The sequence below is a fragment of the Sphingobacterium detergens genome (assembly GCF_003610355.1).
GTDB classification, from domain to species: domain Bacteria; phylum Bacteroidota; class Bacteroidia; order Sphingobacteriales; family Sphingobacteriaceae; genus Sphingobacterium; species Sphingobacterium detergens.
Map to the genome: position 1 here is coordinate 244,616 of NZ_RAPY01000004.1, position 24,442 is coordinate 269,057.

The following is a 24,442-nucleotide window of genomic DNA, read 5'->3' on the forward strand; positions in this document are numbered from 1 at the left end:
AAAGATTGGTTCCAAGTTTTAAAAAATATTTTTATGAAGAAACTATTATTGACATCGCTGGCCTTCATACAGTCTGCAATATTGCTGGCGCAAGAACATATACAATTCCAAAAGGTGACTTTTAGCGAAGCGAAGGAATTAGCAAAAAAAGAAAATAAACTGATCTTTTTAGATGGTTTTACCTCCTGGTGCGCCCCTTGTAAATGGATGGAAGGCAATGTGTTTTCACAGCCTGAAGTTGCCGATTACTTTAATTCGAAATTTATTAATACCAAGTTTGATTGTGAGGTAGGTGAGGGAGTGGACATTGCAAAAAATTATCAGATAAAAAGTTTTCCTACCTATTTGTTTCTGGATGGGCAGGGGACATTGATCTATAGAACGCAGTCCCGTATGGAGGCCGATCTTTTCCTGAAGCAGGCACAACAGGCGAATGATTCCAACTACCAAATTCCCAATCTGCGTAAGCAGTATGATCAGGGAGTTCGTGAATCTAACTTTCTGTTGCGCTATATAAAAGTTATGGAACAGACGGACAATAAGGCTACAAATAATGCCAAAAAAGCTTTGGATAGTGTTGCCACTGATGAGTTTTTAAGAAGTCCAAATGGTTGGGAAACGATAAAAATGATGGCACAGAGTATGGAGGATCGCTATGGTAAATTTTTCGAATCAAATAAGACGTATTTTAAAAGCATAGCCTTGGCAACTGAATTTGAGAATAAGGAAATACAGCTCTTGCGATATGCGATGTATGGTTACATCCGTGATAGCAAAGCCGACGAATTTAGAAAAGGACTGGTCTATTTTGAGCAGTCAAATAAACCGGAACACAAGATTGACGCTGCAATGTATCAGGTTGAATGGATCGCAGCTCATGGTACAGAAAAAGAGTTTGTTTCGTTGACTGACAAATTGCGGAAGGGACTCCTAAAAGACGAGGATGAGAAGCTTAGTTTTATTGCACGACGTAATGCCAATGCAAAAGGAGATGTTGCTAAACCTGCTATCCTTAAACAATGTTACATCCTTGCAAAACAGGCTGCAGAGATGAATCCATCGAGTTATTCCAATCAGGGAACCCTGGCAGATATCTGCATTGCATTGAATAAAAAGAAGGAAGCCATCAAAGCGGCAGAAGCTGCGAGAGGCTTGGCTGAATTGGAAACTTCAAAAATCATTAAACTGGCGGATGCGCTATTGGAGCGTGCCAAAGCACTTTAACAATCAACATGAAAAAAATATTTATATCAGCTCTTTTGAGCTTATCTATGATTGGAATTGTCGTGGGACAAAAACAAGATTTTAAGCTGACTCTCAACGGACAGCCTCCTTCTTCAGAGGCCAAGGTATTTGTCCGCTATTTTGTTGGTCAAAAACTGAAAATAGATTCTGTAAGTTTAAATTCGTCAAATGTAGCTTATAAAGGACAAATTGATGAACCTACACAGGTCATATTGTTTTATTCTAAAGATGGTACTTCATTTTTCCATAGAAAGGGGGGACCCATGCAACGTCTTACATTTTATGTAGACCCTCTTGAGGCTAATACAGAAATTGTTATTAAAGATCCTTTTGAGTCATCTATTGTAAAAGGAGGACAATTGCAGGCTGCTTATCGGAAATATCAAGATTATTTACATTCCTATGAGCAGCAGCTGATCGCTCAGCAATCCAAACGTGCTGACTTATATCAGGATAAAAATCGAAACGAAGAAGCACTGAGGCAGGTCTCGACAGAGATCGAGAAAATCGAAGAGCTGCGTGTACAGGCACAGCGTAAATTTATTGTCGAAAATCCGGATAATTATTTTAGCTTATTGGCACTTCAGGAAGTAGCACGGTATGGAAGTGATGTCAGCCAGATTGAACCTCTGTTTCTCAAATTATCTGTTAACTTACGAAAAACAACAATAGGAGAGAAGCTTGAAGGAGAAATACTACTTGCCAAGAAATTGGGAATTGGACAACCAGCGCCGGATTTCGGACAATTGACACCAGATGGTCGGTTGCTGAAATTATCGGATTTCAAGGGTAAATATGTACTATTGGATTTCTGGGCTTCTTGGTGTGGTCCTTGTCGTGCCGAAAACCCACATTTAGTTGAAATCTATAAGCAATTTAAAGGGCCCGCTTTTGAAATCTTGGGAATCTCACTTGATAAACCAGGAAAGAAAGATAATTGGACAAAAGCCATCGAACAAGATGGTTTGAAATGGCCACAGATATCTGATCTAAATGGTTGGCAAAATAACGCGGCCCAGCTATATGGTATTCAGGCTATTCCGCAAAATTATTTGATATCGCCTGAGGGGAAGATCGTCGGTATTAATTTAAAAGGCAAACAACTAACTGATAAACTCACAGAATTAATCAAATAAGGTTATAAAAAGGGGACATTTCAATGCAATGCCCCCTTTTTAACTCAAAAAAAGTGGATTCTCTGTGTCGACATCCATGCAATTGAAAAAATGATTAGAATAGTTGTTTCTTAAAGTTGTCTATTCTTTCGTTGAGTGTGCTGAGATGCTCGGGGTTAATGACACCATTGTTCAGATCAAAATTTTCATAGAATTTTGGCAGTGAAAAGCTTTCTTTGATGATAGCGCCAAATTGCGGGAAGAATTTTTGAGCCTCGGCCATTACATTCCCACCACCATAGCCGCCAGGAGAGGTAGTCATTAGTAACATTGGTTTGTCTTGAAATACCTTTACGTTTATCCGGGAAGCCCAGTCGAAAACGTTTTTAAAGGCAACACTATACGAACGATTATTCTCCGCTAATGAACAGATAATGATATCGCTTTCGGTAATATTATCCAGAAAACGATGAGCCTCCTCTGGAAAACCATTTTTTTCTAGATCGACAGAAAAAACAGGCATATTATAATCGTTGAGATCAATCAAGTTTATTTCATGGTCACTAAAACTTTTCAGAACAAACTTAACTAATTGTTTATTGATTGAGGTGGAAGAATTGCTTCCAGCAAATGCAAATACTTTCATGTTGTGCTTTGTGTGTTTGTCTATACCGTGAATTTACCGAATTTTTAGATAAAAACGGTTCCTCCATTTCATTATTGGATTATAGTAGGGTAGTATTATTTTATATGCTGATAGGTAAATATCTGCTTGAAAAGATGAGTCTAGTATCATTACCAATATCTTATCCGCTAGAAAGTAAAAACAAATCCAATTCTACTGAGATCGAACAAAAACTGGACTGTTATTTCCTTAAGCGCGTAAAATATTATCTCCTATCTTCTTTAAAAATAGAATACATTGGGATATCATAATATTTTCCATTTTTCTTCAGATGCTGTTTCAGTAGGGCCTCTTTTTTCATACCTATTTTCTCCATGACTTTTCCTGAAGCTGGATTGTGTGGAAAATAAGTGGCATAGATCTTATTGAAATTCAATTCTCTGAACCCAAAATCGATAATAGCTTTTGCAGCTTCAGTGACATAACCATTATTCCAGTTTGGAATGCTGATCCAATAACCTAATTCCGCTTTATCCGAACCTTCATCGTGAAGACCTATAGCTCCAAGAAATTTCCCTGTTTTATCCCGAATTGCAAAGGTAAATCCCTTTCGATTTTTAAAGGCCTCGGCCGATAGTTTAAGCCAAAATTCAGCATCTTCCTTCCGATAGGGGTATGGAATATTTGACGTATAATCAGAAAAGATCTTGTCTTGAAGGTATAATACTATCTGCGGAATATCTTCCACAGTTATTTTGTCGAGAATAAGTCTATCTGTTTCTAATCTAGGAAAGTCATTCATCTTATCGGTGTTATAAAATGGTTGTAAACAATTGAATTAAGGTTGCCAAGTATTTAAGACAAATTTACATATCATTTTTAAAATGATATCCGCTTTTACAATTATCTTTATTCTTCCACTTTTTTGAATAAGGTCGAATTTCATAAATATCAGCTTTTACTCATTTGTATACTGATACTTCAGGATAATCAATACAATATGTATACAATTACAACATAGGGCTGAACATTAATTGCGTAGGTTAGCTAAAAACTGACAGCCTAAAATAATAATGGCTAACAATAATTAAGATAGAGATTCACTTCTCCCATGCTGATTGTTCTCTATTAATTCAATATGTCCTTCAATAATCAATAAATAGAAGTTTTCGAAACAATCCTGATATATTTTGTGCTCAAGAAGTTTTATCTCTTCGGTAATTCGTTCTTTGGGTATGCCGGTATAACATAATTCCGGATTAGCTTCTGTGATTTCCTCCCGGCAGGAAAAATTGTGGAGTTGTTTATACAACTCGTTCAGATCGGCAATATCTTCACTGCGATGGTACGAGGGATGAAACCATACCCAAAACTCTGACTGATTTTTATAGGGGTGTGGTAGTAATTGAACAGAAGTGTCCCTAAATAAATCTCCAGGATGCTTTTTATAGCGAAAATGGGTTGCAGTGGCCTTTATACTATTCATACGGTTAATTTGAGTAAAGATCTACAAAATATATTCGAGAATAAAGTGTATAAAATTAAATATCGTTAAATTTATTTAATAATAAAAGTTTATAATTAGTTGTGTGCGTTCTGTTCTATTTTCTAGATTCTTACATTATTTTACTTTATTATAGATGTTATTGATTTTTTGCTAGCTGCTCATCAATCCATTGCCCGAGCGCAACTCGTTCATTATATCGCGTATAAAAGTATTGGCCATTTGCTGTAGCTTCAATTACCCAATTGTCGTCTGCATGCTGCTCTTTATACCCCTGTACGGTGTAGTAAGGAGTGAATTTTGAAGGCCTTCCAACGATTTCAAATTGAATAGTATCTGATTTGGCCTGACCGTTCGAAAATAACAGTTTATCAACTTTCTGAATCGCTGTAAATTGATTTAAACCATTCAGGATAAGTTGTTCGGCGGCAGTGTAGTGAAAAGGATATGGATAGTACAACCCGCCATAGTAATAGTCTTTAGTCGAAGCTGGGCTTTTACTTCCAAGCACTTTTTGCCCGTCTCGGTTGACCAGATATTTTTCGCCCTTATCATCGGTGGGGGATACTGTCCAGTGTTCACCTCCAGGTTCATAGACTTTTGATACAGCCCCTTCATAGAATGAGGCATAACCATAGTTAAACATGTCTGCAAAGCCAGTTTTAGCTGGGGTTAAGATTATATTGTTTATATCAACATAGCCCACCTTACCATTAGAGACATAACGACGGATGCCTTCTTGCCAATAATCGGGACCATTATCATAAAGAAATGGAGTATATATGAAATTTCCTTCTCTATCATATACGCAGCCTACTGATTGATTAGGGTTCATCCGGTTGGTCGTTGTATCAGATAGTGTATAGGAAAATTCAATAAAAGCTGTCGTTATGGGTTCTTCAAAATCATAGTATCTGATCATTGGAAATTGCAATGGAATAATTGTCTTGCCAGTTAGTGTACGCACGCCAACCAGATTGCTATCTGCATCGGTAAAGTAATAGAGTTGTTCCTGTGAAAATGACTTAAGGGACAATACAAAAGCTATAAATATCAATAAATGTCTGATTCTATCCATTATAAATGCGAACTAAAATTAATTTTCCAATGTCGTATTGAGCGGTGTTGTTGATCTGATGCGCAGACCAGTGTCTAACTGAGAGAAACAAATAAAGCGATTTGAGAGACAATAGCTTAATAGAAGTTTTCTACTCCCCTTTAATCAATAAGCTTTAGATCGTATAGTTTTTGTAGTATTAAACGGTCTACGGCTGAAGTTCTATCTTTATCAACAAAACTTATCCATTCAAAGTGCTCTATTTCGTTACAAGCGGTCAATGTGCCAGTAAACTCAGCAAAATAACAGGACATTTGTACTACAATATCCTTTTCACGTCCATCAGCCACTGCTTCAAAAACACCAAAAAAACTAACGGAGTTTTCGACAATATTGACATTTAACTCCTCATGTATTTCTCGCGTTAAACATGCTAAATCATTTTCACCATGTTCTCTTTTTCCACCGGGGAAGTAAAGTTTGTCTTTAGATTTGGAACGAGTACTTAAAATTTTTTTATTGGAAATATGAATTAATGCGACCTTATCAATGATGTTATTGTCCATGTGCGTTATTTAATTGTCGAATATAACAAAAATGTAGCTAACAAATTTTCTCATATTTGCCCGCTCCAACATTCTCGAGTGCAAATTTTCATATGATCATCGTCCTCGTTAAACAAGTGAATAACGAGGATATCCTAAATAAAACCGATTTAGATAATAAACTAAATACAAATTTTTGCATTATAATGGGCTGGATTTATTGAACCGGAGCGCTAAATAAAAGCTCACAGGTAATAGTGTGATTTAAATTAACTAACTTAGCTATTATCCTTGGTTGCAAGGTTCGGAACATTCCCTAGTGAACTAGAAAAATGAACCGACTTTGGACCACTTGCCCTCGAATTTTCGGGGGCTTGTTTTTTTATCTTTTAAAGCATTGAAATCCGTAATTTTGAGCGATCCTAACAGCAAATCAACATTACTTCAAGTGGAATTGAAATAAAAAACTAAAGATGATAAAATTCTTAAAAGCAAAAGGGACACTTTTTTTTATCCTTGGGATACTTGGGTTTATCTGTGTAGCGATAACTGTTACAGTTTTGGCTACCGGGCATTCTGCTCCCGATAAATTAATGGCGATGTACATTGGGATATTTGGTTTGATTCCAAGTCTGCTACTACTCATTATCGATCGGGTCTGCGTCTGGAAATTTGGTGCAGTCAAAGTTAATAAAGTAGAAAAGTATATCCTTGGTATCTTTATTTTACTTCTTATCTTGAACTGGATCCGATTGCAGTCGCAACTTTAGAAGGTATAGATTTTGCAGCTTACTGAAAACTATGATACCCATCCATAACAAGGAATTGTCCCCCCAGGGAATTGAGATGCTTCCCTTTAAGGATCTCTCTCAAGGACCTGCCGTACCCCATAGGGATGATCACTATATGTTTATTCTACAGCAAAAGGGGCGGTCATGTTGGACCATCGATTTTAAACAATGGATGCTTGAGCAGGTATCGGTTTGTTTCGTCGCGCCCGGTCAAGTTCACCAATGTCTATTGAATGAAGATGCTAAATGCTGGATGCTTTTTGTAGAGCCTAAACTGATTCCTATGGAATATAGAACTATGATCGATTCTTTTATGTATAATCGACAGGTTATCAGCTTGAAACCAGATCATCCTGTATTTGCATTGGCTGCGATCTTATACGATTTTATCGAACAAGGAGAGCAAATCTTCTATCAATCTATTCTCCATGCACAGGTCAATGCCTTGATAGGGTATTTAACAGCAGCTTTTGTACCCCAAAGTCAAATACATAAGAAAATAGGTAGCCACAAATACCTGCTTGTGACGATGTTTAAAAACTTAATAAGCCAACAGTTTAAGGAAGTTAAACAGGTAAAAGACTACGCTGAGCAACTCCATATAACACCATTGTATCTCAACGAAGTAAGTAAGGAGATAACAGGGTTTACTGCTAGCTATTGGATACAGAACGAAGTATTATTGGAAGCACAACGACTACTATTTTATACAAATATGGATGTTAAAGAAATCGCTTTTAGTCTCGGCTACGAAGACCATACCTACTTTTCGAGGTTTTTCAAGAAAAACTTGGGGTGTACAGCAGGGCAGTTTCGACAAAATAACCATTATTTGTCCAATTATATGCATGAATAACGACCTATAATATACTAAACGGCTATCTAATTTTGCATCTGTAAAATTTAAATAATATATACAGATATGAAAGAAGAAAACCAATCGATGTGGACAATCAGCCCGATTATGATTTCGGTATTTGCGATATACCTCTGCATCGGTATCACGTTGGGAACAGTTCCTGCGTTGATAAAAAATGAACTTCATTTTAGCCCTTTAATTGTGGGAGCGGTAGTGGGAATTCAATTTATTGCCACCTTGTTAACCAGAGCTTTTGCTGGAAAAATAGCTGATACCAAAGGCGCTAAGACCGCTAAGCAGTATGGTGTCATTATGACAATGCTAACAGGCCTGATCTATATGACAGCATATCATCTTCGGGATTTTCACTTATTGGCTTTATTGATGCTTTTTGTTGCAAGAATAGCACATGGTATAGCTGAAAGTTTGGCTATTACTGGCGCTTTAACTTGGGGTATTGGACTAGTGGGGCATCAAAAATCGGGGAAAGTTATGACCTGGAATGGTATTGCTATGTATGCTGGTATTGCCTTGGGAGCACCATTAGCTATTTATCTATCTGCATCTTGGGGTACGAGCTATGTTTTTGGGTTAATGATTATATTGTCTGCCATAAGTTGGATCTGCACGATCAAGCTACCCAATCTGCCAGTGGATCCCTCGCATCAACGGACGCCTTTCTATAAGGTGATCGGGATGATTTCTGAACAGGGGCTTGCGTTAGCATTTTCTTCCATAGGATTTGCCTGTATCTCATCTTTTATCACGCTGCTGTTTACGGAGAAAAGCTGGATAAATCCGTCCTTAGCATTTTTAACTTTCGGTGGTTTCTATGTTTTGACAAGAGTATTTTGTGCTTCTTTTCCGGATAGATTTGGTGGTTATAAGGTGGCTATGGTCTCCTTAGCGATTGAAATGATAGGGCAGATGCTGATTGGTTTCGCTAGTTCGGAAGCCATGGCGATTATAGGTTGTAGTCTCACTGGAATAGGATTCTCACTGATCTTCCCAGCACTTGGTGTGCTCGCTATACAAAAGGTAAGTCCACAGATGCGTGGAACGGCATTGGGCGCCTATGCTGCATTTTTTGATATTTCGCTAGGAATAGCCGGACCAGTTGCGGGTATTATCGCAGGATGGCATGGGTATCAATCCATCTATTTCTTCGGTGGTGTGGCAGCAGCAGTATCCATGTGGATTTTGATCGTTCAGAAAAATAAATAATTAAACTTTAACGATGGCTAGGACTACAAGCTTTAGCTTGCTGTTAATCCTGTTTTGGTAGCCTTAGCTAGCACATTGGCAATGAATTGGTCAAACTCAGCTTGTGAATCGACGAGGTATGCATTTTGATAATGGTCGATGCGGTGCTTGATATTCGTACGTATTTCTTGTTCACTGTAGGTGGAGATAATAATAACATATTTATCACTGAGGTCGATTTGCTCTAAAATGTCATTGACCGAAAAGTTACCACCACTACTAAAGAAAAGTATGTCGGCTTGAGCTGCAGCAGCATACAGGTTGGCGTCATTGAGTAGACTGAGCTGATCATTGCCTTGGATCAAGGCCGAATAAGTGTCAGTTAACCAAAAATAAGGCTGCCAAAGGCAAACAGTGTAGCATGTTTTGAAGGGAAGCGGAACCCGTTCATTTGAATTGTTACATTGTTTGCTGTGAGCCGCGGGAGAAAGGAATTTATCTACTGTAATTGGTCTGCTCGATAGTCGCGTAAGGCTTTTGGCTATATTAGCGCAATGTATGTTGTATTGCGTAGCCGTATCAAAACCTTGGCCAATGCTACTGTAGGTATATAATTTCTGAGGCCAGATAAATAGCATATTAAATCGCGATCTGATTTTGTTATCCAATATCTTCATTTCATTACAAATAGCGTCAAGAAAGTCCTTGGTATTAATATCCGATTTCTTTTCAATCCTCGGGATAGAAAATAAACCGGATATTAGTGTTAAAGGTGTTTATTGGGTTAGCCCAGTTTTGGACTAGATAATCGTTCAATAAATTACATACTCACTTTATAGCGAATATTAATTGCCAGCTGTCCTGTGAAATCAGCTTTTCTGAGACCTTGGCTGTTTACCTCAGCCATTGTTTCGGCACCGTTGATCACGATATCCTTCAAATCAGGTTGATCGTCCTTAGAAGCGGTTTCTTTGAAAAACTGAACGGCCTGCCCAAGTTCGTAGCTATTAGCGATAGCTTGGCTTAAAGTTTCCTGTAAATCATCAGGCATAGTCATCAATTGAAATTTTTGACTAGTGGTCAATGCGAAGTTTGCGGCCATCCAGGATAGAAAGTTTTGACGAATCGCATTTACCTCGACTTCGAGCAAACTTTCTGGCAAAGCCAAGATTCTAAATTGTACCTTGGCTACACCATGGTTGTTGAATTGCTGTTTCATTATTTAAATTTATTATATTACAATATCTCAATCTTTGACCATAAATAGTGTGATTTTTGCTTAAAAATATGATAACACGACAGTGAAATGTAGGTTATTGGTCGGTTATACCTTTCTAATACATCAATTGACTTTCTAAAATAGCAATTATCGTTCGTTTATCATCGTATCTGAGCTTTTAATAGTGTTATTCTTTTGTTATTTTTTTATAAATATTATCGTTTGCGTGGTGCTTTGTTTTGTGATTTCGATATTATTTGTTATATTAGTATACTTTTGTGAGTAGATATTATTAATTTAGTTGTCCTAACCAGATATTAATTCGGAGAAACGTCATGAAATCTATCATTTATTTTTTGAGTTCGCTGATGCTGTCTATTGTTTTTAATCTAAAAACAATATCGTTTCAAGGTTTTTTGGACCGGTCAGATCAGTTGAAATATTGGATTTTGGTTGTTATTATGCTCTGTGTTTTTTGGATTGGAGCAACAATAGTATCATTAGTACTTAATTTGCCTACGTACTGGAGTGTACCTTACATGCGTGAGCGACTGGGGGAACAGGCCAAAAACATACCCGGACTAGATATTATTCTGCATTTTATCGCTTTCTTTTCACTTTTATTGGTTTCTGTTTTTCCATTCATACTTTTATATGTAGCTGTTATCTTTGTTTACAGTCAGTCGTCAGTGGAACGATCGATGCTTTTTGAATTACATATGCAGATCTATGGTATACGTTATGCCACTATTTTTGTTTCATATAGTCTAATGGTCTATATGCGAGAAAACTGGTCGTTACTCTATCATTCTGTTGGCCAACGGCAAAACCTTGCTGTTATCTATAATCGGCCACTCATGCAGATAGTGCACAATGTAAGTTTAGAAAAAGAACTACCAGCTCCACAGCCAATGGTGACAAAAAGGAGACCTTTTATCAAAAAAAGACCCGCATTTGAACAGTTCGAACAGACCCCTGCGATAATTTCTCTAAACGAAAAGCGAACCATAAAAGAGAGTGGGATGAAGAGGAAAGAACAGCCCTATGGAGTGGATATTGATAACATCGATGTATATCTATTGGGGGACCTGTTAGATAAGCGGGGAGAATTTGTACAACAGATCAACCTGCAGCAACTTCGATTTGTTGATATTGTCGCCGTATATACAACAGCAGAAACTAAATGTGTTATCTTGCGTAACGGTACAACATTGGATTGCCCGACAATCTTTGATCAGTTAAAGAAGATCGGGATGGAAGACTGGATTGTCAAAATATCAAAAAATTATGCGATCAATATGTTCTTTGTACAATACCCAATAAAACGTGTGGCGGATGACCTGAAATTACAGCCCTTTATTGAGAAAATGCTGTTGCAAAATATTCAGCGGGAACAGCTTAGTGAAATATTGAGAAGTGGGAAAGGCCTAAGAGGACATAATGTTAAGCTTTTCTTAAATAATCAGCAGGATTACACGCGTGCGGGATGGGATGCTTATATTAGAATATAACAGCCATATGAACCCTGCATAAAGGGCTTTTATTTATAGGTTTTGGTTTTCCGTTATGTCTGATGGTATAGCGGTTTTTTATTTTTAGAGAAATTTATCTATTTTTGCCGAAATAGATCATAATTGTTATACATTTTTAGAACGTAAGGTCATGTAATACTGTGCCAATATGCAGGAAGAATTTAATCAGATGGGATAGATGCCCAACTCGATTACTGCTATACCTGTGTTTTTAATCAGTATTATTCACTTTAATTTAAAAAAATGGAATCAACAAAATATGGTCGTACCTACCATTTTCCTTTTTCACCGGGAACCAGCAGTGACGATCGTTTTAATCATGAGTACTGGACGGATATACAATCCTTTTCACAGCTACTTTACACTGAAAAATTGGATGGCGAAAACAATTGTCTATCCAAACGAGGTGTATTTGCCCGGTCACATGCTGCTCCAACGACATCCCCCTGGACAGCACAATTACGGGAACATTGGGGACGATTGAAAAATGATTTGGGCGACCTGGAGTTTTTCGGTGAAAACCTTTATGCGGTTCATTCTATAGCGTATACACAGTTGGAGCATTATTACTTTGTATTTGCGGCTCGAATCAACGAGGTCTGGCTTTCATGGGAGGAAGTTACCTTCTATGCTAACTTGTTTGACTTGCCGACGGTACCAGTATTGCGATCGGACAGTGTACGAGATCTGACGGAAACACAGTTGGAAAAAACTGTACAACACCTGGCATCTCAACCTTCGATCTTTGGGTCTGTAGATCCTGGAACAGGAATTAGCTGTACCTCAGAAGGTCTGGTTTGCCGAAATGCGGGGGCTTATCCCGCCTCCAAATTTCAGCATAATATCTTTAAGTATGTGCGAAAAGGACATGTACAGACGGATGAACATTGGACTAAAGCCTGGAAAAGAACAAAACTTATTTGGGAAAGGGGAAAAAACTAATGGAATGGAAATTAACAACAGATAAAGATTGGCTAAAACTGGAAAAGCAATTTTCCTGGGTAGAAGCTATGCAGAATGTTCCGCAGGATCCGATTCATCACGCAGAAGGTAATGTTGCTATTCATACCCAGCTAGTGCTTGAGCAATTGCAACAATCCAATATCTATAGGAAATTAGGTAGGCAACGACAAGAGCTGCTTTGGGCTGCCGCATTACTGCACGACGTCGAAAAAATGTCTACGACCGTAGTCGATGGACAGGGACGGATTAGTTCGCCAAGTCATGCGCGAAAAGGTGCACAGACAGCACGTGAAATATTGTTTCGTGATGTGGAAACTCCCTTTTCCCTACGGGAAGAAATTGTAGGTTTGGTTCGTTTTCATGGTCTGCCGCTCTGGCTGATGGACAAAGTTGATCCAATGTGTAGCGCGTTAGAGGCATCATTAAGGGTAAATATGCTAGAATTGAAACTGCTAGCCGAGGCTGATGCCAAAGGGCGAATATGTCAGGATCAAGGAGCATTGCTTGATACGCTAGAGCTATTTGAACTGTATGTAAAAGAGATTGACTGCTGGGAGTCACCTCGATCTTTTTCGACCCCAAATGCTCAATTTACCTACTTCAACAGGGCGGATGGTTATGTGGATTATATTCCTTTTGATAATTTTAGATCAACGGTCATCATGCTGTCTGGGTTGCCTGGTATGGGAAAGGATCATTACATCGCTAACCATAACAAGGATATACCAGTCATTAGTCTTGACGATATTCGTCGTAAATATCGTATCGAACCAACAGATAGAAAGCGGAATGGTTGGGTAGTGCAAAAAGCGAAAGAACAGGCTAAGATTTATCTACGCCAGGGCCAAGACTTTATATGGAATGCAACTAATATCACGGCCTTAATGCGGAAGCAGTTGATAGACCTCTTTGTTAGTTACCAGGCCTATGTTGAGCTCGTCTATATCGAAAAACCATACCGTCAATGGCGCGTACAAAATCGAGATAGAGCCTATCCGCTGCCAGATGCTGTATTGGATAAAATGCTCCATAACTTGGAAGTACCACAACTGACGGAAGCACATGAGCTCCGTTATATAGTTGAATAACTCATAACCTCAGGTTGTTTTTGAGTTACGCACTAAAAAATCTATTTAAAAAATCAATATTTTTGATAAACCTCATCACCAAGTGAACGCTTATTTAGAGCATGAAATGCTCGGAAGCGGGATCTTTGGTGTTGATAGGTTAGTCTATCTCTTGTATTTTGGAGGAGTGAATATTGCTTGATTTATTTGGATGATTTATTGGCAAAAAAATTGCTTACAGAGTTTATCCGATGATGATAAGTAGTGTTTACTTAAACCATATGGACAAATGGGGACCGCATAATGAAAAGTTCAGCTCTGAAATAGCTTTGCATTTTAGGAGGATAGCTCCTTTATTATGGGACGGATCCTGTATATTGATGGCGTTGAACGTTTAGCTCACCGACTGGTTCAAAAGGGACATAAGAAGAAAATGAAAGGAACGAAAGCATATGCACTTTGCGCTACGGATAATGTAAAGAGATCTAAAGACGATCAAATCAATACGGCTTTGATCTTGTTAGGCTCTAATATCGATCCTGAAGAAAATATCATCAGCGCCCTGAATTATATTCAGAAATTGGGAACGATGGGCAACCAAACGGATTTTATATATACTAAACCCCTTCAATTTGAAGCCCAGCCTGATTTTTTGAATGGCGCATTATTATTGCATACCTGTTTACCTTTGGAGGAATTACAGCGTAAATTAAAACAGATCGAATTGGATATGGGACGCCTCAGCAACGAGAATAAGAACACGCCTCGAATCATCGATCTAGATATAATTACTTTCAATGGAAGCATTGCCGATGAAAAAGATATTGTACAGCTCCCTTTCTTGTATGACTTTGTAAAACAACTACAACCCGAAATATTCAAATGGCAATAGAGAATTCGTGATCTTTTGTATATTTGATAGACGATTACCTTATTTTAGTGAATAGCACAGAGTAATTTATAGCCACAAGCAATTTTGTTTTTTTAATCTATAGGTGTATGTTATTACGACAACAGTTATTGGTATGGTAGGTATAATAATCATATTGATTATATCTTGGCTTTTGCTGTGGATCCTCGAGCGGAAGAATCTTAATGTTCTCGGACTTGTTCCAACGAAAAATAGGCTTGGAAATTTGTGTGTAGGATTTTTTATGGCGGGTCTGTTATGTGCTGTCTATCATTATATAAAAGTTGCGGCGGTACACAATTTTTGGATGCTTAATCCGAAACTTTCCGGTGCTAATTTGATCAATAGTACATGGTGGATCATAAAATCTGTCCTTTTCGAAGAACTGTTGTTTAGAGGTGCACTACTTTATATCATGATAAAAAAGCTGGGATCTAGATGGGGCTGTCTGCTTTCCGCTGGAGCTTTTGGTGTTTACCATTGGTTTTCCTATGGTCTTTTTGGAAATCCAATACAGATGCTGACGATATTGTTGATGACAGGGCTTTTTGGATGGGTATTAGCCAAAGCTTATGATGTGACAAAATCTCTTTATCTGCCTATAGCTTTTCACCTCGGTTGGAATGTCGTCAATATTTTGCTGTTTTCCAATGGACCTTTGGGGGCACAACTATTGGTTAGAGCCAATGATAACCAAGCACAAGGCCTTGTCTCACTATTGATTTTTCTTTTCCAAATGCTTGCACTCCCTATATTTGGTTATTTATATATTCGGAAATATGGCCACACATGGTCCTGATTTCAAATGATGCTTGAATTCGGTTGTATAACGGGAGACTTGAATTCATCGATCATAAATTCCATAGTTTTAGCAACATGCTTTTCAGCGATAATAGATTGCGCATAAACACTATTGTAGCCCTGGTTATATTTTGTTAGATAGGCCTGATTAATTGCAGTAGTCAACTCAGGGCTATCATCTACGGTTGTTGCCCATATTGGGTAAAGAATTGTACCACATTTAATCTGGCCAATTGGATTTTTCAAAAAACTATTGTACCAACTTCTTTCAGCCAATCCCCAAGATCTTGCAAATATTCGACCTTGAACAACCACCATCCAGATATCTAAAAAATCAGGTCTTCCAACCCCTGCTTTTATACCAATGAGGTTATTGTTTTGGATGTAATCTAATACTTCTTGTTTACACATTCTCTTTGTTTTTTTCAAAGTTAAAATGAAAGAGAGGGGTTAGAAACTTTTTTATATAACTTGCTAGAAATAATATGTGAATGGCTCTTTAGGATATGTAGGTTGTCAGAGCATCATCTTATTGAGTGTGTTGGTAAGACAATCTCGATAGCTCTTTGCAACCGTTACTTTTAGATCACCGGATATAAGCTGATTGTCTTCAAAAGATTCAATATTGTTGAGATTAACTATGTACGAATTGTGAACGCGCATAAATTCTTGCGGTAAGCTTTCGATTAGATCTTTGAGACTTTTGTAATAGATATACTTTTTGTGCCTTGTCGTATGAATTTCGACATAGTTTCCCAATCCTTTGATCACGTTGATTTCATTAAAAAAAAGCTTTAGCAATTTTTTATCTGTTTTGATAAAGGCAAAAGTCCGATCTTCCATGATAGTCTCCATTAAGCCATATGGGCATGAATAATTCAAATATAGAAATTATCAGAAGAAAAGCTGGAGATGTTAATACCTTCTATTAAAAGATTTTTGCCAATAAAGCGGAGGTATGTTCTTTGAGCAATTAGCGATCAGAAACCTCCATGTTGATTTTTACAATGTTGTTGATTGTGTTTGAAAGTGTTACTTATGCTTTGTCCGAATTAACTTTTTATAGTACCTTGCATTAGATGGTGAAATATGGACTGTCAAAATAAAATGAAAGCCATTGGAAAGATTTAGAGCACATTTGGAGAAATTTATTCAGATTGATGATGTAACATTTGAGCGTATATCAACATACTTTAACATAAATTCAGTTGCAAAAAAGGAGAATATGCTGGAAGAAGGCCAAATCTGCAGGTATCACTATTTTGTGTTAAAAGGAATATTACGTAAGTTTTTTGTAAATGAAAAAGGTGTGGAACAAACCACTGAATTTGCTATTGAAAACTGGTGGCTCACGGACAATATGGCTTATGAAAATAAGCGTGTGAGTTCATTCTATATACAAGCTGTTGAAAACTCGGAAGTTTTATATATTAGTCAGGAAAATCAGGAAAAATTGATGGCGGAATTTCCATTGATGGAACGCTATTTTCGTTTTGTATATCAGAGAGCATATGCGGCGGCACAAATGCGTGTTAAATATCTTTTTTCGTTACCTAAAGAGGAGTTTTATCGCGATATGTTACGTAAATACCCCGAGTTTGTGCAACGTGTACCACAATATCTTATTGCATCTTTTTTGGGCTTTACTCCAGAATATCTGAGTGAAATTCGAAAAAAAATAAATACCTAAAAGACCTCTAACATTGTTGAGAAAACTAATAACACTGGTCCGAATCGGTTATCCGATAAGGGCTAGTTAGAAAATGTAGATTGTGTTCTTTTGCATAATCGCTAATCAAATTATTGAATTTTTCAATAGCTTTTTCTTCAGATCGAGCAAAACAATGTAAGTTGATCTCCATTGGTTTTTCTGACGTAGCGTCATCTACACGGAGTCGACCGACTTCTGAAAGAACCACGGCAAATGAAGTTTTGCAGATTTCAATTTCTAATTTATTGTCAATCAATTGTGAGGAAATACTATAATAGGAATCATTATTCTGGATTTCATCTTGAAAGGGATCCAAAAAAGTAGGTACAATAGAACGATAGCCATATTTCGCGTTGCCAAAAAAATGATCAATATATTCCTGTGCTTTTTCATAAGTAGAAAAAACACCTTCTAGGTTAGTGAATACATCTGGATCTTCTTTAATTTCTTTTGAAACTACCGTATATACCTTAATGGAGTTGGTTGTCATATTTTAAAATGCTACTGTCTATAAGTTAAGTGAAGTTTTTCTGCAAAAAAACCAATTTAAAATTTCATCAATGAGATCTTCAAAGATAAAATCGTCTTTTTAAAATAAAAAAATTTCCTTTGTCTACTTTGTAGCCTATTTGGAATATATGTTTGTGCTTTAAAGTTGTGTATAATTTTCGTATTCTCCAAATTTTTTACTGATTGTTTTTATTTTATTTTTTAAAATAGAGGGGTGATCCTGTTTTAGGGTAAAAGAGAAAAACCTATTAAGAACCATGGAAATTCCCAAAATGACTATAGTGACTGTGTGGTCAGAAATTCAATAGTCATAATGATCACTGAAGCGTACATGAAAAAGTACTGTTAATTTTGATATGGATAGTAGGGGGCTATTATCTTAGTTATGGACTATTTTATTATCCTGAATAGGAATAGCCTTTCAAAAGAGTTATATAACAATTTTAAATGACTGAGACTATTTAATTGTACCGATGTAAGAGAAGAGGGGGCTGTATTGGGAATAAGTGTTAAGCCAAATATGAATCAGAGAATAACGACGATTTATGATGTGGTATGATTTGAACAATGGAGAAAACTTGAATGATTGGAATATCCTGTTTGAAAATGTATTTTGAATAAAATAAGCGTATGGATCGTCAATAAATGGAAATAAAAAAAGGTTTCCAAACGGGGAGAATGAAAACCTTAAATAACCAATTATAAACCTAAATTATGATATGACAAAGGTAGTGTACTTTGTACACTTTAGCAAATTTTTTTTAAAATTTATTATAATAATTCAAAACACTGCTGCTATAACAGAAGAATTGAGATTATGAATTTTACCTAATCCTCATCGATAGGATTTATTTTTAGGAGAATTTGAAAGTTTGATTAAGTTTGTAATGAAGAAATACCTTGGAATAAAATTTTTTGAGTACGATATATATGGATACTTTTATTTGCCAAAATTGCGGCGCAGAACATACGGAACTACCATCCTTATCATTTAATGCCCCTTTTCATTATGATATATTAGACCCCGCTGATAAAGAGAGTCTTGCAGATAAAGATGATGATTTTTGTGTCATCAATCATAAAGATCAGATCGATTATTTTATTCGTGTTATTTTGCAGATTCCTATTTTGGATCATGACGAAACCTTAGATTATGGTGTTTGGGTTTCGGTAAGCAAAGAAACGATAGACGATTATCGCCTTATATTTTCGGCTAAGGAGGCCGAGGAAAAAAGCTATTTTGGTATGCTATGTAATGAGATAACAGATTATGAAATTTCTACAATTGGACTTTATATGCAGGTCTCATGCCAATTGAATGGTTATCGGCCATTATTAATACCTTATGAGTCTGAACATCCATTGGTACAGGATTGGTCGAATGGTATTAGTAGAGATGAGGCTGTTAGACGAGTTAATTCTGTGACTTAGATTTCTCGAATCGTTAGTGTTTCATTTTTACCTAGAAGCCTATTCTTTCGATGCAGGTTCGTTTTAGGACTATACTATTTTACCACAGTGTATCTATTTGTTTTCGTGGCTTTTAGTTTTCTTTAGGTGTATTTATACCTAATTGTTTGCGCTATAAGTGCAAAGGCTATACGGTGTTTTTGTCATATTTTCATTACGATTGTTTTACGTATTGGCTTTTCTATTGTTTCAAACGTTTTCGTAAATAAATCGTACCATTTGATTCGTTTCACCTATATTAATTGATATCTTGTTTTATGAAAGCCAATTGAAAAAATAACCAATGGCTGAGGGCGGTGTACCGATCTCCTAAATCGAGAGGGATTAAACTGTATTATAACTTTAATATCCCAATATTGAAAAATAGCGTACACATAGTGTGATTAATAGACCAATATTCAATAAATAAACCGGGCATACGAGCTCAAGAAGTAATTATCTCAATGAAAAGAAACACATTATTTAAGTCTGTCTTAGTGGCAGTGATGGTTGGAAATACAATTTTATCGCATGCGCAGGTGAATAAGGCCACAGAAAAAGGTTGGACAAATCTTTTTGACGGAAAAACGCTGAATGGCTGGAAAACCGTTGGAGGGAAAGCTCCTTATTCTATTGAGGGGGACGCAATCGTGGGGCGAATGACTAAAGGAACGCCTAATTCATTTTTAATCACAGAAAAAGAATATGGTGATTTCATATTGGAACTAGATGTTAAGCTGGAAGGTAGTCAAACGAATTCAGGAATCCAGACCCGGAGTCATCTTGATCCAAAAGCGAATGATGGCCGTGGCAAAGTCTATGGAAGACAAGTGGAGATAGACCCGTCATCCAGGGCGTGGACAGGTGGTATTTATGATGAAGCCCGCCGCGGTTGGCTTTATCCCCTAGATCTCAATGAAAATGCAAAGAAAGCGTACAAAGCCGAAGAGTATAATCATATCAGAATAGAGGCAATCGGTGATGAGATGCGTACCTGGATCAATGATATTCCTGTTTCTTATGTAGTGGATACAATTGATCGAACTGGATTCATCGGATTACAAGTACATAGTATTCCTTCAGAATTAGATGGCAAGAAAGTCTATTTCAAAAATGTTAAAATAAAGACGACTGATCTGAAGACAAAAGGTTTTCCGAAAGATATTTATATCGTCAATCTAAAGCCAAATGAAATAGTTGCTGCCGAAAAGAAAAAAGGAGTAAAGCTGTTATTTGATGGTAAAACTAATAATGGATGGCGAAGCATCCATGGCGATAAATTTCCTGATCGTGGTTGGGAAATTAAGGATGGTCAATTAACTGTTTTGAAATCTGATGGCGGAGAATCTACCAATGGTGGTGATATCATAACGAAGGATAAATATACTGTATTTGATCTCTCTTTTGAATTTAAACTTAGTCCTGGAGCGAATAGTGGAGTAAAATATTTTGTCACATTGAAAGAGAAATCCAAAGGATCGGCTATTGGTCTAGAATTTCAGGTGCTTGATGATGCCTTACATCCTGATGCAAAACTAGGTCGGGACGGTAACCGTACCCTGGCATCACTATATGATCTCATCACATCGAATAGAGATGCACGTGCCCGGAGACCAATAGGCGACTGGAATAGAGGTCGGGTAGTAGTTACAGCGGATAACAAGGTTGAGCATTATCTGAATGGAATAAAGATGCTGAGTTACGAAAGAGGATCGAAGGAGTTTAAGGATCTTGTCGCGATTAGTAAGTATAAGGACTGGGACAACTTTGGTGAAGCAAAAGAAGGCTCCATTCTATTACAGGATCATGGTGATCGGGTTTCATTTCGCAGTATAAAGATTAATACACAAAACTAAGCTTATATGAATCATTATCTATCACGTCGAAGTTTTGTTAAACAATCTGTTATTGCAGCGGGGGCTGTTATGTTATCGAATAGTGTCCTTGGCAACGTCAATTTGGCATCGCCGAATGAACGGGTTAATTTGGCATGTGTAGGTCTGGGCAATAGAGCTGCGGATATTATAAAAGAACTCTATAAAACTGGCCTTTGTAATATTGTCGCACTCTGTGATGTAGACTTGGGAGCTAAACACACACAGGAAATTTTGAGCATGTTTCCAGATGCACCAAAATTTAAAGACTTTAGAGTTATGTTTGATAAAATGGGGAGCCAAATCGATGCGGTTAGTATCGGTACACCAGATTTCTCCCATTTTGCTATAACGATGCTGGCTCTAGATCTTGGAAAGCATGTTTACGTGGAAAAACCAATGGCTAGGACATTTCTCGAAGTTGAGTTAATGACAAATAAAGCGAGGAAGAATCCAAAACTTATAACTCAGATGGGGAATCAGGGGCACTCTGAAGCGAATTACTTTCAATTCAAGGCCTGGAAGGATGCAGGGATAATTAAAGATATTACGCGCATAGATGCGCATATGAATATGCCCCGTAGATGGCATGGATGGGATGTGAATATGAAAGGATTTCCTGCGGCAGAAATTACCCCAGACACATTAGACTGGGAACTGTGGCAAATGCAGACCCTAGGTCATAAGTATAATAAAGATTTTGTGAACGGACAATGGCGTTGCTGGTATGATTTTGGAATGGGAGCTCTTGGTGATTGGGGAGCGCACATCTTAGATACTGCACATGAATTTTTGGATCTTGGGTTACCAACAGAAGTAAGTGCGGTAAAGCTTGATGGACATAATTCGTATTTTTTTCCAATGTCTTCGACGCTGAAATTTCATTTTCCGAAGCGAAAAAAAATGCCTGCGGTTGATATTAATTGGTATGATGGCTTAGATAATTTGCCACCAATCCCAGAGGGCTATGGGGTTTCGGGATTGGATCCGAACATTCCAGCACCCAGTACAGGTAAGTTAGAGCCGGCGAAATTAAATCCTGGAAAAATTATCTATGGAAAGGATCTGACTTTCAAAGGAGGTTCTCACGCAAGTATTTTGCAGATTATACCTGAAACGAAGGCAAAGGAATTAGAATCCCGTCTTCCGGAGGTTCCGAAATCACCATCTAATCATTATGCCAACTTCCTAAAAGCATGTAAAGGAGAAGAGAAAACAAGGTCGGCTTTTGAAATTGCAGGACCTTTAAGTCAAGTGTTCTGTTTGGGAGTAATTGCACAGCGTCTAAATACTAAACTGATTTTTGATCCTCAAAAAAAGGAAATCAGCAATGATAAATTTGCGAACGCATTGTTGGCAGGACCTCCACCCGCAAGAGGTTGGGAACAGTATTATAAAATGTAATCCGAGAGGAATATTTAATCTATAAAAGGGCGAAGGGTACATATAATACCCTTCGCCTTTTTATTTTTAAGAATTTTATCCTTGAGCTAGTTGACTTTTTTCGTCGTTGGCGCTGACCAGCAATGTGTTCATATCCATTCTATTAATTGAGACAAATCAGATGTATTTTGATCTATCTTGATTTAAATATATGGGGTATTGTAGATATTTTTGTTAGGAGGCTTTGAGATTGGTTGACGGTGGAAGTCAATACCTTTAAAAGTCTACAGTTTCATTTTGATATTAACCTTAAAAATTATGAAAAGGACTCTTATGCTTCTTATTGGTGTTCTCACATTTGTCTTTCATGCTAATGGCCAGACTTCTGGAACGCAGACTTTTTATGTTTCACATCGATACTTAAAAATTCCGGTTAAAAATGGAGCCCCCAAACGTAATGTTGAACTTTGGTTGAATAATGAAAAAGTAAGATGGTTTGATGTTGAATTAGCGGATAGTGTATACGATTGGATCGCTTATTTGGATATTGAGAAATGGAAGGGGCAATCCCTTAAACTGTCCATAAGTAATCCTGATCGGAATAGCCAAGGATTCAATTCCTTTGAGCAAGTTGATCTACAGGATGATAATGCGGTGTATACTGAAAAGGAACGTGGACAAATTCATTTTTCTCCAAAACGTGGGTGGCTGAATGATCCTAACGGGCTCGTTTTCTTCAAAGGACAATATCATCTTTTTTTTCAGCATAATCCTTACGGTACTAGTTGGGGAAATATGCACTGGGGACATGCTGTATCTAGCGATTTGATCCATTGGAAAGAATTGGGAGAGGCTTTATATCCCGATGAATCGGGAGTTATGTTTAGTGGCGGGGCAGTGGTAGATACTAAAAATAGCAGTGGATTAGGAAATAATAATTTAATGGTTCCTATGGTCTTATTTTACACTGCAGCTGAACAATCTTGGAAGCAAGGACTGGCTTATTCTTTGGACGGAAAGGAATTTAAGAAGTTGCCAAACCATATTTTGGATAAGATTTCAACTGGTAACCGGGATCCTAAAGTGATATGGCACAGGCCCTCGGCGCGGTGGGTGTTAACTTTATATGTCGAGGAAGAACATGGACAGCATAGCATGCATTTATTTACTTCAAAGGATATGAAAACATGGGAGTTTGCGAGTAAAGTTTATGGTGGTAAAGGAAATGACCGGTATCTATTTGAATGTCCCGAATTTTTTGAACTGGCGGTGGATGATGATCCGAAACAAAAAAAATGGATTTTAACAGGGGCCAATAGCCAATATGCTATAGGGAGTTTTGATGGCAAAAAGTTCACCCCAGAGGCAGAAAGGTTGTTTAGTCAATATGGTCGTGATTACTATGCTGCACAGACGTTTAGCAACGAGCCTCTGGGACGTCGTATCGAGGTCGGATGGTGGCGAACCCATACTAATCAGGGTGCTACCGCTTTTAATCAATCCATGAGTATACCAATGGAATTGAAGTTAAAAACGACAGAAAAAGGTATACGTTTATTTAGGGAACCGGTAGCTGAATTACAAAATTTAAGAAAAGATCAGTTGCACATTGGTCAAATCAGCTTAAAGGCCGGCAAGCTAAATCAATTGCAGCATTTTAGCGGCGATGTTGCTGAACTCAAATTGCTTATAACGCCTAAAAGTGCCAGAAATATACAAATCAATGTGCGTGGGTTAGTTATGAATTACAATGTTGCTACAGAAGAAATGGTTGTAGACAATGTGCGGGCAATTGTTCCTTTAAGAGATGGCAAATTAGTATTGAGATTGTTTGTAGATCGTACTGGCCTTGAGCTGTTTGCCCAAAATGGGGAAATCTATATGCCAATAAATTACAATTTTGACCACAATAATTTGCAATATGGTATTAGTGTCTCAAATGGTCAAGCGGTTTTGGATCAGGCTGATTTATATACACTAAAAAGTATTTGGTCTGACTAATAGCAGAGTGAAGAACGGAAAATAAGTACTTAGATAAAATGAAAAAAGGTTTTCAAACGGGGAGAATGAAAACCTTCA

The 24,442-nt window shown here is 37.3% G+C and carries 25 protein-coding genes; 15 read left to right on the top strand and 10 right to left on the bottom strand.

Annotation, left to right across the window (positions count from 1 at the left end; all coding sequences use genetic code 11):
• The first annotated feature begins 33 nt into the window (after window positions 1–33).
• Window positions 34–1,224 carry a thioredoxin family protein gene (locus DFQ12_RS19575; protein WP_167457316.1) on the top strand — a complete coding sequence of 397 codons (1,191 nt, stop codon included), beginning with the start codon at window positions 34–36 and terminating at the stop codon, window positions 1,222–1,224.
• An 8-nt stretch (window positions 1,225–1,232) separates the two neighbouring features.
• Window positions 1,233–2,381, top strand: a complete 1,149-nt coding sequence (locus DFQ12_RS19580; RefSeq protein WP_120260738.1) for a TlpA disulfide reductase family protein — start codon at window positions 1,233–1,235, stop codon at window positions 2,379–2,381.
• Between the two features lie 94 nt (window positions 2,382–2,475).
• Here DFQ12_RS19580 and DFQ12_RS19585 read toward each other — a convergent pair whose 3' ends face one another.
• The 5 genes from DFQ12_RS19585 to DFQ12_RS19605 form a co-directional block, all read right to left on the bottom strand.
• The gene (locus tag DFQ12_RS19585) at window positions 2,476–3,006 is read right to left on the bottom strand and encodes an NADPH-dependent FMN reductase (RefSeq protein ID WP_120260739.1); all 531 of its coding nucleotides are present in this window, start codon (window positions 3,004–3,006) and stop codon (window positions 2,476–2,478) included.
• 244 nt (window positions 3,007–3,250) lie between these two features.
• Window positions 3,251–3,787 (bottom strand): GNAT family N-acetyltransferase, encoded by a 537-nt coding sequence (locus tag DFQ12_RS19590; RefSeq protein WP_120260740.1) that lies wholly within the window; start codon window positions 3,785–3,787, stop codon window positions 3,251–3,253.
• A gap of 285 nt (window positions 3,788–4,072) precedes the next feature.
• Window positions 4,073–4,471 (bottom strand): hypothetical protein, encoded by a 399-nt coding sequence (locus DFQ12_RS19595; protein ID WP_120260741.1) that lies wholly within the window; start codon window positions 4,469–4,471, stop codon window positions 4,073–4,075.
• A 157-nt stretch (window positions 4,472–4,628) separates the two neighbouring features.
• Entirely contained in the window at window positions 4,629–5,567 is a 939-nt protein-coding gene (locus DFQ12_RS19600) for a hypothetical protein (RefSeq protein WP_120260742.1), read from the bottom strand.
• Between the two features lie 140 nt (window positions 5,568–5,707).
• Window positions 5,708–6,112, bottom strand: a complete 405-nt coding sequence (locus tag DFQ12_RS19605) for an NUDIX hydrolase (RefSeq protein WP_120260743.1) — start codon at window positions 6,110–6,112, stop codon at window positions 5,708–5,710.
• A gap of 452 nt (window positions 6,113–6,564) precedes the next feature.
• Between DFQ12_RS19605 and DFQ12_RS19610 the strand changes: the two genes are divergently transcribed.
• From DFQ12_RS19610 to DFQ12_RS19620, 3 genes are all read left to right on the top strand, one after another.
• On the top strand, window positions 6,565–6,861 hold the full coding sequence (locus DFQ12_RS19610; protein WP_120260744.1) for a hypothetical protein: 297 nt from the start codon (window positions 6,565–6,567) through the stop codon (window positions 6,859–6,861).
• 31 nt (window positions 6,862–6,892) lie between these two features.
• Window positions 6,893–7,738 carry an AraC family transcriptional regulator gene (locus DFQ12_RS19615; RefSeq protein ID WP_120260745.1) on the top strand — a complete coding sequence of 282 codons (846 nt, stop codon included), beginning with the start codon at window positions 6,893–6,895 and terminating at the stop codon, window positions 7,736–7,738.
• Between the two features lie 66 nt (window positions 7,739–7,804).
• The gene (locus tag DFQ12_RS19620) at window positions 7,805–8,965 is read left to right on the top strand and encodes an MFS transporter (protein ID WP_120260746.1); all 1,161 of its coding nucleotides are present in this window, start codon (window positions 7,805–7,807) and stop codon (window positions 8,963–8,965) included.
• Window positions 8,966–8,997: 32 nt separating this feature from the next.
• Here DFQ12_RS19620 and DFQ12_RS19625 read toward each other — a convergent pair whose 3' ends face one another.
• Both DFQ12_RS19625 and DFQ12_RS19630 read right to left on the bottom strand, forming a co-directional pair.
• Window positions 8,998–9,621, bottom strand: coding sequence for a hypothetical protein (locus DFQ12_RS19625; RefSeq protein WP_120260747.1), 624 nt, complete (start codon window positions 9,619–9,621; stop codon window positions 8,998–9,000).
• A 143-nt stretch (window positions 9,622–9,764) separates the two neighbouring features.
• Complete coding sequence (locus tag DFQ12_RS19630; RefSeq protein WP_120260748.1) at window positions 9,765–10,163, bottom strand: hypothetical protein; 399 nt, start codon at window positions 10,161–10,163, stop codon at window positions 9,765–9,767.
• Window positions 10,164–10,498: 335 nt separating this feature from the next.
• Here DFQ12_RS19630 and DFQ12_RS19635 point away from each other — a divergent pair, with 335 nt between their 5' ends.
• The 5 genes from DFQ12_RS19635 to DFQ12_RS19655 all read left to right on the top strand — a co-directional run bounded on the left by DFQ12_RS19635 (window position 10,499) and on the right by DFQ12_RS19655 (window position 15,434).
• Complete coding sequence (locus tag DFQ12_RS19635; RefSeq protein WP_120260749.1) at window positions 10,499–11,674, top strand: hypothetical protein; 1,176 nt, start codon at window positions 10,499–10,501, stop codon at window positions 11,672–11,674.
• Between the two features lie 264 nt (window positions 11,675–11,938).
• Window positions 11,939–12,637 carry an RNA ligase family protein gene (locus DFQ12_RS19640; RefSeq protein ID WP_120260750.1) on the top strand — a complete coding sequence of 233 codons (699 nt, stop codon included), beginning with the start codon at window positions 11,939–11,941 and terminating at the stop codon, window positions 12,635–12,637.
• The gene (locus DFQ12_RS19645) at window positions 12,637–13,746 is read left to right on the top strand and encodes an AAA family ATPase (RefSeq protein WP_120260751.1); all 1,110 of its coding nucleotides are present in this window, start codon (window positions 12,637–12,639) and stop codon (window positions 13,744–13,746) included. The genes DFQ12_RS19640 and DFQ12_RS19645 overlap by 1 nt, the downstream gene beginning before the upstream one ends.
• A gap of 337 nt (window positions 13,747–14,083) precedes the next feature.
• Window positions 14,084–14,617: a 2-amino-4-hydroxy-6-hydroxymethyldihydropteridine diphosphokinase gene (folK, locus tag DFQ12_RS19650; RefSeq protein WP_120260752.1), complete on the top strand. Its 534-nt coding sequence runs from the start codon at window positions 14,084–14,086 to the stop codon at window positions 14,615–14,617.
• Window positions 14,618–14,750: 133 nt separating this feature from the next.
• A complete protein-coding gene (locus DFQ12_RS19655; protein WP_120261016.1) occupies window positions 14,751–15,434 on the top strand; it encodes a CPBP family intramembrane glutamic endopeptidase in 684 nt (227 codons plus the stop codon).
• Between the two features lie 2 nt (window positions 15,435–15,436).
• Here the strand turns inward: DFQ12_RS19655 and DFQ12_RS19660 are convergent, their stop codons facing one another.
• Window positions 15,437–15,847, bottom strand: coding sequence for a DUF2255 family protein (locus DFQ12_RS19660; protein ID WP_120260753.1), 411 nt, complete (start codon window positions 15,845–15,847; stop codon window positions 15,437–15,439).
• A 105-nt stretch (window positions 15,848–15,952) separates the two neighbouring features.
• Window positions 15,953–16,279 (bottom strand): LytR/AlgR family response regulator transcription factor, encoded by a 327-nt coding sequence (locus DFQ12_RS19665; protein ID WP_120261017.1) that lies wholly within the window; start codon window positions 16,277–16,279, stop codon window positions 15,953–15,955.
• Window positions 16,280–16,553: 274 nt separating this feature from the next.
• Here DFQ12_RS19665 and DFQ12_RS19670 point away from each other — a divergent pair, with 274 nt between their 5' ends.
• A complete protein-coding gene (locus tag DFQ12_RS19670) occupies window positions 16,554–17,126 on the top strand; it encodes a Crp/Fnr family transcriptional regulator (RefSeq protein ID WP_120260754.1) in 573 nt (190 codons plus the stop codon).
• Between the two features lie 25 nt (window positions 17,127–17,151).
• On the opposite strand, the gene DFQ12_RS19675 is transcribed toward DFQ12_RS19670, so the two are convergent.
• Window positions 17,152–17,637 carry a hypothetical protein gene (locus DFQ12_RS19675; protein ID WP_120260755.1) on the bottom strand — a complete coding sequence of 162 codons (486 nt, stop codon included), beginning with the start codon at window positions 17,635–17,637 and terminating at the stop codon, window positions 17,152–17,154.
• A gap of 950 nt (window positions 17,638–18,587) precedes the next feature.
• Between DFQ12_RS19675 and DFQ12_RS19680 the strand changes: the two genes are divergently transcribed.
• The 4 genes from DFQ12_RS19680 (at window position 18,588) to DFQ12_RS19695 (ending at window position 24,364) form a co-directional block, all read left to right on the top strand.
• Window positions 18,588–19,088, top strand: coding sequence for a DUF2199 domain-containing protein (locus DFQ12_RS19680; RefSeq protein ID WP_120260756.1), 501 nt, complete (start codon window positions 18,588–18,590; stop codon window positions 19,086–19,088).
• A 482-nt stretch (window positions 19,089–19,570) separates the two neighbouring features.
• The gene (locus tag DFQ12_RS19685) at window positions 19,571–20,962 is read left to right on the top strand and encodes a 3-keto-disaccharide hydrolase (RefSeq protein WP_120260757.1); all 1,392 of its coding nucleotides are present in this window, start codon (window positions 19,571–19,573) and stop codon (window positions 20,960–20,962) included.
• 6 nt (window positions 20,963–20,968) lie between these two features.
• On the top strand, window positions 20,969–22,384 hold the full coding sequence (locus DFQ12_RS19690; RefSeq protein WP_120260758.1) for a Gfo/Idh/MocA family oxidoreductase: 1,416 nt from the start codon (window positions 20,969–20,971) through the stop codon (window positions 22,382–22,384).
• 297 nt (window positions 22,385–22,681) lie between these two features.
• On the top strand, window positions 22,682–24,364 hold the full coding sequence (locus DFQ12_RS19695) for a glycoside hydrolase family 32 protein (RefSeq protein WP_120260759.1): 1,683 nt from the start codon (window positions 22,682–22,684) through the stop codon (window positions 24,362–24,364).
• Window positions 24,365–24,442 lie beyond the last annotated feature (78 nt).